The organism is Micromonospora sp. NPDC047644, assembly GCF_040704315.1.
In the GTDB taxonomy this organism is placed as follows: domain Bacteria; phylum Actinomycetota; class Actinomycetes; order Mycobacteriales; family Micromonosporaceae; genus Micromonospora.
In genome coordinates, this window is record NZ_JBEYSY010000024.1 from 43,708 (window position 1) to 54,550 (window position 10,843).

7 protein-coding genes and 1 pseudogene are annotated in these 10,843 nt (G+C 73.0%); 6 read left to right on the forward strand and 2 right to left on the reverse strand.

Annotation, left to right across the window (positions count from 1 at the left end):
• Window positions 1–63 precede the first annotated feature (63 nt).
• The gene (locus AB0877_RS29775; protein ID WP_366612870.1) at window positions 64–1,092 is read left to right on the forward strand and encodes an acyltransferase family protein; all 1,029 of its coding nucleotides are present in this window, start codon (window positions 64–66) and stop codon (window positions 1,090–1,092) included.
• Here the strand turns inward: AB0877_RS29775 and AB0877_RS29780 are convergent.
• Complete coding sequence (locus AB0877_RS29780) at window positions 1,089–3,080, reverse strand: trypsin-like peptidase domain-containing protein (RefSeq protein WP_366612872.1); 1,992 nt, start codon at window positions 3,078–3,080, stop codon at window positions 1,089–1,091. The genes AB0877_RS29775 and AB0877_RS29780 overlap by 4 nt on opposite strands.
• Window positions 3,081–3,170: 90 nt before the next feature.
• The gene (locus AB0877_RS29785) at window positions 3,171–4,691 is read right to left on the reverse strand and encodes a DUF6541 family protein (RefSeq protein WP_366612874.1); all 1,521 of its coding nucleotides are present in this window, start codon (window positions 4,689–4,691) and stop codon (window positions 3,171–3,173) included.
• 216 nt (window positions 4,692–4,907) lie between these two features.
• Between AB0877_RS29785 and AB0877_RS29790 the strand changes: the two genes are divergently transcribed.
• From AB0877_RS29790 to AB0877_RS29810, 5 genes and pseudogenes are all read left to right on the forward strand, one after another.
• Window positions 4,908–5,759, forward strand: a complete 852-nt coding sequence (locus tag AB0877_RS29790; protein ID WP_366612876.1) for a MurR/RpiR family transcriptional regulator — start codon at window positions 4,908–4,910, stop codon at window positions 5,757–5,759.
• 17 nt (window positions 5,760–5,776) lie between these two features.
• A complete protein-coding gene (gene hutU / locus AB0877_RS29795; protein WP_366612878.1) occupies window positions 5,777–7,435 on the forward strand; it encodes a urocanate hydratase in 1,659 nt (552 codons plus the stop codon).
• Window positions 7,432–8,643, forward strand: a complete 1,212-nt coding sequence (locus AB0877_RS29800; protein ID WP_366612880.1) for an allantoate amidohydrolase — start codon at window positions 7,432–7,434, stop codon at window positions 8,641–8,643. The genes hutU and AB0877_RS29800 overlap by 4 nt, the downstream gene beginning before the upstream one ends.
• 241 nt (window positions 8,644–8,884) lie before the next feature.
• The gene (locus AB0877_RS29805) at window positions 8,885–10,246 is read left to right on the forward strand and encodes a formimidoylglutamate deiminase (RefSeq protein ID WP_366612882.1); all 1,362 of its coding nucleotides are present in this window, start codon (window positions 8,885–8,887) and stop codon (window positions 10,244–10,246) included.
• Window positions 10,243–10,843 (forward strand): annotated as a pseudogene (locus tag AB0877_RS29810) (imidazolonepropionase); the annotation flags it as partial. The gene AB0877_RS29805 and the pseudogene AB0877_RS29810, both read left to right, overlap by 4 nt.

A 10,843-nucleotide genomic window follows, 5' to 3' on the forward strand; every position in this document is an offset into this window, starting at 1 on the left:
TTCGGCCGAACCGGTGCTGATCCGAGGCGTGGGTCGGTGCCGCTGTCTGAAATGATGCCGGCCATGGCCGCAACGAGCACGACACCGGCGGCGGGTAACCGCTCCGCCGGTGTCGACCTCCTCCGGATTGTCGGGATCGCCGCGGTGGTCGTGGGCCACGTCTGGAGCGACGATCTGACCCGGGCGTCCATCTACACCTGGCACGTTCCCGTGTTCTTCGTCCTGACCGGCTACTTCTGGTCGCCCGGTCGGCCGCTCGGCGGTGAGCTGCGCAAGCGGTGGACGAGCCTGGGCGTGCCCTACGTGGTGTGGTTCCTCATCCTGGTCGCGGCACTGCTCGCCGCGGACGCCGCGACGGGTCAGGTCGCGCCGGGGACGTTCGGTGACGCGCTCTACGGCGGCACGGCCGCGGTCCGACCGTTCTCCGCCTTCTGGTTCGTCTCGGTGCTCTTCATCGCGGCGGTCGCGTTCCGGTGGCTGGAGCGGTTCCCCGCCGCGGTCGCCTGGACGGTCGCGGTGGTCGGCCTGGTCACGGCGTACCTCGCGCCCAGCGTCGTCACCGCCGGCCCGCTCGGGCTCTTCCTGGTCCCGGCGTGCCTGGTCTTCGTGCTGGCCGGACGGCTGCTGCGGCGGCTCCGCCCGCGTCTTCCGGCCAGCGCCGGTGCGGCGTCACTCTCGATCGGGGTCGGCTTCGTGCTGCTCGGCCTCAATCGGGACCTGGACCTCAAGGCCGGCGACTTCGGCTCTCCGGTGCTGGGGGTGCTGACCGCGATCCTGATCAGCGTCGGTCTCATCCGGCTCGCGGAGGAACTCGACCTGCGCATCGGCGCGCGGGCGTCGCGGGTGATCAGTCGACTGGCCGGCTGCGGCATCGCCGTCGTGCTCAGTCACGCGGGCATCCTGTGGGTCCTTCAAACGCCGAGGGCCGGCCGGGTGGTCGACCTGGTCGCCGCTCTCGTGGTCCCCTGGGTGTTCGCGTGGATCGTCATCAGCACGCCGCTGGGCCCGTGGTTGACCGGCACCCGGATCGGCGGTTCCGCGCGGGCCGCCAGCGGCGTGGCGCCTCGGCCGGGTGCCGCTCAGACGCACTAGAAACGGCTGTTGCGCCGCCGCGCCAGGAGCATCGCCACGGCACCCACGACGGCGACAGCGAGCGCGCCTCCGGCCGCGGCGATCACCGGCACGGCCCAGCCCGACCCGCCGGAATCGTCACCCGGCCCCCGGCTGTCGACGGCCGCCTGCCGGTACGACTGGGCCAGCAGGTTGGTCGGGGAGTTCCGCGCGGCCTCGTCGAACTGGGCGATGGCCTTCGACTCGTCACCGGCGAAGTACGCGTCGAGGCCGCTGCGGTACTGGTTGTCGCCCTTGCCGAGCGCGTTCGTGACGCCGGCAGCCTGGAGGAGGGCGGTCATGGCGGAGACCGGCACGACGAGGCGGTTCGCCTTGTCGGGCCGCAGAACGTCGTTGTCCAACATGCCCACCACCCGGCCGCTCGGGTCGATGGCGATCCCGCCCCGCGAGTAGAGCCCGAGATCCTCGTTGATCCGGTACGGGTTCAGCGGTGTCGAGGTGTCGACCCCGGTCACGGCCGCCGTCTTCGACAGCACCGTGTAGGTGGCGGCGCGGAAACTGGTGTCGGTGGTGCCGTAGCCCAGAACGAGCAGTGAGGTCTCCGGGCCGATGCTGGCCGACGTGTTCAGCTCTGCCGTGGGCAGGTTCTTCTGCTCCAGCTTGATCAGGGCGACGTTCCCCGCCTCGATCGGAAGGGCCCGCACGACGGTGCCGGCGATCGCCGGGCTGTCCGTCACCTCGCCCTTGGCGATGTTGAGCTGCCCGTACAGCCGGTTCTCCGGTTGGTCGCCGGCGTTCGCGCCGGTCAGGACCGAGGTGCTCAACCGACTGCGGGTCCAGGTGCTGATGTCCTTGGCCTGCAGGCCGCCCTCGGCGACGAGCCGGTTGGCCACGGCGTTCAGGGCGCTCCCGACCAGGACGTCCGGGGTGGGCTGCACGCACTGACTGTTGCTGAGGACGTACCCCTCGTGTTGGACGACCACGCCGCTACAGCGCCGGCTGAAGGTCACCGGGGCCTTGTCCAGCAGGGCACCGCCGGCCTTGTTGCGGACGTACCCGGTGAACACGACCTCCACGAAGACCATGGACGGCCCGGCGACGGCCAGTGCGCGCTCCTCGGGGCTGCGCAGGGCGGCCTGCGCCCAGGGCTTGAGGCCGGGGGCGAGCGGGGTCGCGGCGGGGAAGCCGCTGGCGGTGGCGGTCGGCGGGACGTCCGGTTCGGCGGGCTCATCCGAGCTGAGGGCGTAGATGCCGGCGCCACCACCGACCACGGCCACCAGGGCCAGCGCGGCCACACCCGCCCAGAGGCCGGTACGCCGCTTGGGTGGCGCCGAGGGCTTGATCCGCCGTACGGGGGCGGCGTACGGGTCGAACGGGGGCACGTCGGCCGGCGGGCCGGACACGGTGGCCGGCGTCGGCGCGACGTCGTGGCCGACCGGGCCGGCGGGCGAGGCGGGTGCGCCCGACGCCGGCGCGGCCGAGACGGGGTGGGCGGGCGGCTGGTTGGGGATCGCCGCCGACTGCACCGCCCACGGGGCGTGCGGCATGTCGACGACCGGCTGCGGCGCACCCGACACGGGTTGCGGCACACCGGACACCGGTTGCGGCACACCGGACACCGGTTGCGGCACGCCCGACACGGGGTGCGGCACGCCGGACACCGGCTGGGGAGGGGCGGAGACTGGTCGGGGGGCTGCGGGCACCGGCTGGTACTCCACGCCGAGCGCGCGGAACAGCTTCTCCGGGGCGGGTCCGGCCTCGGCGGCGTACGCCACCCAGGGCGCGGCGGCAGAGAAGTCGGCGTACGTGATCGGGGGTCCGTCGGGCGACTGGGCGAGCGCGTTCGCGACCTCGGCGAACGCCTCCCGCCAGCCGGGGGCGGCGGCAACCGTCGCGTCCAGCACGGCCACGCTCACGAACCGGCCCTGCTCGTCGATGGCGGCCCAGGCCTTGCCCACCGGTGAACCGCCCAGCAAGTGGGTGAACCTGTAGGGGCCTTCCGGCTGCATGCCAACTCCTCCGCTCGACCGCCAGCCGCATGGTACCGACCGGTCGCACAGTCAGTCGCCTGGCGGTCACCCGTCAACTCGTCGTCGCCGTCACCTTCCGCTGATCACGACCACCGGCTCCGGTCCGGACGTGACGCGTTCCACGCGGTAGTCGGCGAGCGCCGCCTGCCACACCGGCTCGCTCGGGTGGGTGTACGCGCGGACCAGCCAGACCCGGGTGCCGGGCGGCTGTTTCGCGGCCCGGGCCAGAATCTCGTCGAGGGCGTCCTTGATGGACGGCGCGTCGGCGGCTTTCGGGAGGATCACATCGGCGCGGGTGGGCATGGTGACTGTCCAACCGACGGTGCCCTCGACCGGCGCGACCAACTCCAGCGGATCCCGGTCGGAGTAGAGCGTGAACCCGAACCAGGCGGGCCCGCTGACCACGACGAGGTCGTGCGGCCCCTTGTGCGCCGCGACGTACCGGGTCGACGACCCGATGTCGGTGATGGCCTGGTGTGCCGTCCAGACTCCGGGCTCGTCGCCGTCCAGGCGGTACCAGCGGTGGTTGACGGCGGCGAAGCTGGCGAGCAGGACGGCGCAGGTAACGGCGGCCACCACGCCCGGTGCCAGCCGGGGCAGCCGGCGGCGGACCAGGGCGACGGTCAGGTCGGCCAGACCGACGATGCCGATGCCGACCACCAGGCCCGCCACCACGATCAGGAAGTGGGACGTGCGTGGGTCGAGCAGCGGGTAGATCCCCGCGACACCCAGCCCGCTGGCCGCCACCGGCAGCAGGAGGACGGCGATCGCCGGGGCGGTGTGCCCGCAACGGAACAGCGTGACGACGCCGAGCACGAGCAGCACGGCGAGGATCGGCACGGGTGCGCCGAGCAAGGGTGAGAGGGCCTTGGTCTGCCGTACGAGGTGTCCGGGCAATTCGGAGAGGCTCGGGAGGAAGTCGTCCCAGTAGTCCCGCATGGCATCGCTGTTGCCCCGGGCGGACACTCCGAAGTAGACGGCCGCGACGAGGGCGCCGGCGACCAGGCCGGCAACGGTCGCCTCGACCGTCCTTGCCCACTCCCGACGGATGGCGACGGAGAGCAGCAGGCCGCCGAGCACACAGACCGCGACGATGGCGGTGGTGTGACTCAGCAGCATGCCCAGACCCACAGCGGCCACCACCACCGTGAGCCGTCGCCGGGACCAGGAGCGCCCGGTCCAGGTGGCCAGGGCGAGCAGGCAGACCGCCACCGCCGCGTCAGCGGTGTACTGCTTCAGGTCGTGGCGGGTCTGCTGGACCGGCAGGAGCACGACGGTGAGCCCGCTGACCACACCGATGAGGATGCCCCGGGTGCGCTCGGACGCCAGCGAGCGGCCCAGCAGGTAGGCCGCGACAACGGTCAGCAGTTGGAAGCCCAGGGGTACGACCCGGAGGTGGTCGATGTCCGGGACCAGCCGGAGCAGGAAGCTCCACCCGATCGGGCTGGACGAGGTCGTCACCGGCAGATCGGTGAGGGGGAAGCGGACCGAGAGCGCGACCCACGCCTCGTCACCCCAGTACTGGGCGGTCAGCCACGACCGGATGTCGTTGACGACGAGGAAGGCCCCGAGAAGGGCGATGATCGGCACCGCCTCACCGACTTTCGCCCGGACGCGCGGAGAAGGCGCCGGACGAGAGGCCTGAATGGGCGGGGCGTCCTCGACTGCGACCACGACGCTCCTTCTCGACGAACAGATCCTGCTCACGCTGGCCGCCCGCATGTTACGAGCCGCGACGGCCGAATGGGGGGCAGGGGGTGACCCGAGGTGGTTGTCTATGAAAGTTTCTATGCATAGAATCAGCTCATGAATGAAGGAGCTGTCGCAGCACCCGCTGACCGGGTGCTCGACCTGTTCCAAGGGGTGCGGCTCACCCCCACCCAGCGACGCATCGCGCACTGTCTGGTGCAGCACGCCCCCGGCGTGGCGTACCTGTCCGCCGCCGAGGTCGCCGAGCTGGCCGGCGTGAGTCAGCCGTCGGTCACCCGGTTCGCCGTCGCGCTCGGCCACGACGGCTACCCGGCGCTGCGCCGCCGGCTGCGCGACATCACCGGCTCGACTCCGGGCGGGTCGACGGACACCGGCAACGAACTCCAGCAGGCAGTACGCGCGGAGATGGGCAACCTGGACCGGCTGGCCGGTCAGCTCGCCGACCGGGACCGGATCGCCGAGATCGGGCGCCTGCTCGCCGAGAGTCGCCCACTGCCGGTGCTCGGCCTGCGCGCCGCCGCGCCGCTGGCCGCCTACTTCGCCTACTTCGCGGCGAAGGTGCACCCGGACGTACGGGTCCTCGACGACGGCGGCAGCCTGCTCACCGACCGCCTGGAGCAGGCTGCCGAAGCCGGGGCGTCCGCCGTCCTGGCCTTCGTGCTGCCCCGCTACCCCCGGGAAACCCTGGACGCGCTGCGCGATGCCCGCCACGCCGGGTTGACGGTGGTGGCGATCACCGACTCGCCGGTCAGCCCGGCCACCGAGCACGCCGACGTGGTGCTCGCCGCGACGGTCGGCACGCAGCTCGTCTTCGACCTGCACACCGCCCCGATGACCCTGGCCATGGTGCTGTTGCAGGCGATCTGTGACGCCACGCCGGCCGACACCCAGCGCCGACTGGAGGCATTCGAAGCCTCCGCGGCCCGCCGACAGTTGTTCCTCGGTTGACCGGAGGAGAACCAGAGATGACCCAGCCCATTCGTGCCGCACGGGGCAGCCAGCTCACCACCCGCGGGTGGCAGCAGGAGGGCGCCCTGCGGATGTTGATGAACAACCTCGACCCCGAGGTGGCCGAACGCCCCGACGACCTGGTGGTCTACGGCGGCACCGGCAAGGCGGCGCGGGACTGGCCGTCGTACCACGCGTTGGTCCGCACACTGACCGACCTGCGCGAGGACGAGACGATGCTGGTGCAGTCGGGCCGTCCGGTCGGGGTGATGCGCACCCACGAGTGGGCGCCGCGGGTGCTGTTGGCCAACTCGAACCTGGTCGGTGACTGGGCGACCTGGCCGGAGTTCCGCCGCCTCGAACAGCTCGGCCTGACCATGTACGGGCAGATGACCGCCGGTTCGTGGATCTACATCGGCACGCAGGGCATCCTCCAGGGCACCTACGAGACGTTCGCGGCGGTGGCCGCCAAGAGGTTCGACAGCACCCTGGCCGGCACGCTGACGCTCACCGCCGGCTGCGGTGGGATGGGCGGCGCGCAGCCCCTCGCGGTCACCATGAACGACGGCGTCTGCCTGATCGTGGATGTGGACCGCACCCGGCTCGACCGTCGGGTGCACGACCGCTACCTCGATGAGGTCGCCGACTGCCTGGACGACGCGATCGCTCGGGTCCGCGCCGCGAAGCGGGAGCGCCGGGCCCTGAGCGTGGGCGTGGTCGGCAACGCCGCCGAGGTCTTCCCGGAGTTGCTGCACCGGGGCGTCGAGATCGACATCGTGACCGACCAGACCAGCGCGCACGACCCACTGGCGTACCTGCCGGTGGGGGTGGAGCTGGCCGAGGCCCGGGACTACGCCGCCGCGAAGCCGGCCGAGTTCACCGACCGGGCCCGCGCGTCGATGGCGCGCCACGTCGAGGCGATGGTCGGCTTCCTCGACGCGGGCGCCGAGGTGTTCGACTACGGCAACTCGATCCGGGGTGAGGCACAGCTCGGCGGCTATCAGCGCGCCTTCGACTTCCCGGGCTTCGTGCCCGCGTACATCCGGCCGTTGTTCTGCGAGGGCAGGGGTCCGTTCCGGTGGGCGGCGCTCTCCGGCGACCCGGCCGACATCGCGGCCACCGACCGCGCCATTCTCGACCTGTTCCCGGAGAACGAGTCGCTGGCCCGGTGGATCAAGCTGGCCGGTGAGCGGGTCGCCTTCCAGGGCCTGCCGGCCCGGATCTGCTGGCTCGGCCAGGGCGAACGGGACCGGGCGGGCGTGCGGTTCAACGACATGGTCGCCTCCGGCGAACTCTCCGCCCCGGTGGTGATCGGCCGGGACCACCTGGACACCGGCAGCGTCGCGAGCCCGTACCGGGAGACCGAGGGGATGGCCGACGGCTCCGACGCCATCGCCGACTGGCCGCTGCTCAACGCCCTGGTCAACACGGCAAGTGGGGCGTCCTGGGTGTCCATCCACCACGGCGGCGGGGTGGGCATCGGGCGGTCGATCCACGCCGGGCAGGTGTGCGTGGCCGACGGCACCGCCCTCGCCGGTCAGAAGATCGAGCGGGTGCTCACCAACGACCCGGCGATGGGCGTCATCCGGCACGTCGACGCCGGCTACGAGAGCGCCCGCGAGGTCGCCGACCGTACCGGAGTCCGGGTCCCGATGACCGAGGGCGACCCCGCGTGAGCGACGACCTTTCCGCCCGGTTCCGGGCGCTGTGGGACGAGATCGCGCCGGTCGGGCGGGACGCCGACAGTGGCGGCTACCTGCGGTACGCGTTGACCGAGCCGGAGCGGGAGCTGCGCGCCTGGTTCCGGGCGCAGGCCGAGCACCGTGCCATGCCGGTCACCGAGGACGGCAACGGCAACCTCTTCGCCCACTGGGGTGACCCGCAGGCGTCCGACGCGGTGCTCACCGGCAGCCACTTCGACTCGGTGCCGCACGGCGGGGCGTACGACGGGCCGCTCGGCATCGTGAGCGCGTTCCTCGCCGTGGACGAGCTGCGCGCCGCCGGTGTCACCCCCGACCGGCCGCTGGTCCTGGGCGCCTTCGTCGAGGAGGAGGGAGCGCGCTTCGGCGTACCGTGTCTGGGGTCGCGGCTGCTCACCGGGGCGCTGACGGCCGAACGCGCGGCCGGCCTGCGCGACGCGGCCGGGGTGAGCTTCGCCGAGGCGCTCGGTGACCGGCCGGCGGGCGCCCGTCCGGAGTTGCTGGGCCGGTTCGGCGCGTTCGTCGAGTTGCACGTCGAACAGGGCCGCGCGCTCGTCGACACTGACGCGCCGGTAGCGGTGGCCAGCGCGATCTGGCCGCACGGCCGGTGGCGCTTCGACGTCGTCGGCGAGGGCAACCACGCGGGCACCACCCGGATGGCCGACCGCCGCGATCCGATGCTGACCTACGCGTTCACGGTGCTGGCGGCCAACAAGGAGGCCCGGCTGCGCGGCGCGCACGCCACGGTGGGCCGGGTCGCCGTCGAGCCCAACGCCACCAACGCGATCCCGTCGAAGGTGACCGGCTGGTTGGACGCCCGGGCCGCCGACCCGGAGACGCTGACCGGGCTGGTCGACGCGGTACGCGGCAAGCTGGCCGAGCGGGCCCGCCGCGACGGTACGACGGTGACCGTCACCGAGGAGTCGGCCACCCCGGTGGTCGCCTTCGACGGCGGGTTGGCCGAACGGCTGGCCACGCTGCTCGACGCCCCGGTGCTGCCCACCGGCGCGGGGCACGACGCCGGGGTGTTCGCCGCTCACCTGCCCACCGCGATGCTCTTCGTGCGCAACCCGACCGGCGTCTCGCACTCCCCCGCCGAGGCCGCCACCGACGACGACTGCGCCGCCGGGGTGCGGGCGCTGGCCCGGGTGCTGGAGGAGCTGACATGCGCTCGATCAAGCTGACGAGCCGGCGGCCGAGTGCCCCGGCCCTTCAGCGGGTGTGTGGTCTCCGGCGCGACGCTGGTGGGCACCTCTTGTCGTTGTCCTTTGGAGCTGATGTCACAAACGAATCAGCCGCCGCGCCCCAGCCGTTGCTGTCATCGCAGCCGTTGCTGTCATCCCAGCCGCTGAGGTCACCTGAGCAGCCGACATTCTCCCGGCCGCTGATGTCGCAGACGATTCAGCTCCAAAGGAGGCGAGCGGCATGACCACCACCCGCTGGCTGGCGGAGTACGCCTGGCTGCCCGAGCACGCCGAGCCCACGCCCGACGTGCTGATCGAGGTCGACGAGGGCCGGATCACCGCGGTGACGCCGCTGCTGGGAGCGCATGGACCGGAGGCCGGGGTCGAGGTGCACGCCGACGCGGTGCCACTGCCCGGCCTCACCCTGCCGGGGCTGGCCAATGTGCACTCGCACGCCTTCCACCGGGCGCTACGCGGGCGCACCCACGGCGGGCGGGGTGACTTCTGGACCTGGCGGGACCAGATGTACGCCGTCGCGGACCGGCTGGACCCGGACACCTACCTCGCGCTCGCCCGAGCCGTCTACGCCGAGATGGCGCTCGCCGGCGTCACCTGCGTGGGCGAGTTCCACTACCTGCACCACCGACCGGACGGCGGCGCCTACGACGACCCGAACGCGATGGGCGCGGCGCTGGTGGAGGCCGCCGCGCACGCCGGGATCCGACTCACAGTGCTGGACGCCGCCTACCTGACCTCCAGCGTGGACGGTCAGCCCCTCGCCGGGCCGCAGCGCCGCTTCGGCGACGGTGACGCGGGCCGCTGGGCCGAGCGGGCCGCCGCGTTCCAGCCGACGGACCCGCACGTGCGGGTCGGCGCGGCCGTGCACTCGGTGCGGGCCGTCCCGGCCGATCAGTTGCGCCGTGTCGCCGACTGGGCCCGGGAGCGGCAGGCGCCGTTGCACGTGCACCTCTCCGAACAGCCCGCCGAGAACGACGAGTGCCGGGCCGTGCACGGGCGCTCGCCCACCGCGCTGCTCGCCGAGCACGGCGTGCTCGGGCCGCACACCACCGCCGTCCACGCCACCCACCCCACCAGCACGGACCTGTCCCTGCTCGCCGACAGCCGGACCGGCGTGTGTCTCTGCCCGACCACCGAGCGGGACCTCGCCGACGGCATCGGCCCGGCCCGGCTGATGGCCGACGCCGGCATCCGGTTGAGCCTCGGCAGCGACAGCCACGCCGTGATCGACCTGTTCGAGGAGGCTCGGGCGGTCGAGTTGGACGAGCGGCTGCGGACCCGCCGGCGCGGCCACTTCGCGCCGCTCGACCTGCTGAACGCAGCCGGCGTCGCCGGGCACGCCGCGCTGGGCTGGGGTGACGCCGGCAGGATCGCGGTGGGCGCCCGTGCCGACCTGGTGACGGTACGCCTGGACAGCGCCCGCACCGCCGGGGTGCCGCCGGTGGGCGCGTTCTTCGCCGCCGGCGCGGCGGACGTCGAGCAGGTGGTGGTGGACGGACGGGTGGTGGTGGCCGAGGGCCGGCACCTGACCGTCGACGTGCCGGCCGAACTGTCGTCCGCGATCGAGGCGGTGACGCCCGCATGAGCGGCAGCCTGCTCGTCGACAACATCGGGGAACTGGTCACCAACGGTGCCGGCAAGGGCCCGCTCGGCATCCGCCGCGACGCCGCCGTGCTGGTCGAGGCGGGTCGGGTGGTCTGGGTCGGGCCGTCCGCGTACGCGCCGGCCGCCGACCACCACGTCGACGCCGGTGGTGCCGCCGTGCTGCCCGGTTTCGTGGACAGCCACGCCCACCTGGTCTTCGCCGGGGACCGGGCCCCCGAGTTCGCCGCCCGGATGGCCGGTCAGCCCTACACCGGCGGCGGCATCCGGACCACCGTCGGCGCCACCCGGGCCGCCACCGACGACGAGCTACGGGCCACCGTGCGCCGGCTGCGCGGGGAGGCGCTGCGCCAGGGCACCACGACCATGGAGATCAAGAGTGGGTACGGCCTGACCGTCGCCGACGAGGCCCGCTCGCTGCGGATCGCCGCCGAGACCAGCACCGAGACCACCTTCCTGGGCGCGCACGTGGTGCCCGCCGAGTACGCCGACCGCCCCGACGACTACGTGGGGTTGGTCTGCGGACCGATGCTGGCCGCCGCCGCCCCGTACGCGAAGTGGATCGACGTGTTCTGCGAGC

What these genes read in the sequence shown, in the direction of transcription:
- AB0877_RS29775 (WP_366612870.1), top strand. Translation starts at nt 64, where the DNA reads ATGGCCGCAACGAGCACGACACCGGCGGCGGGTAACCGCTCCGCCGGT.
- AB0877_RS29805 (WP_366612882.1), top strand. Translation starts at nt 8,885, where the DNA reads ATGACCACCACCCGCTGGCTGGCGGAGTACGCCTGGCTGCCCGAGCAC.
- hutU (WP_366612878.1), top strand. Translation starts at nt 5,777, where the DNA reads ATGACCCAGCCCATTCGTGCCGCACGGGGCAGCCAGCTCACCACCCGC.
- AB0877_RS29790 (WP_366612876.1), top strand. Translation starts at nt 4,908, where the DNA reads ATGAATGAAGGAGCTGTCGCAGCACCCGCTGACCGGGTGCTCGACCTG.
- AB0877_RS29780 (WP_366612872.1), bottom strand. Translation starts at nt 3,080, where the DNA reads ATGCAGCCGGAAGGCCCCTACAGGTTCACCCACTTGCTGGGCGGTTCA.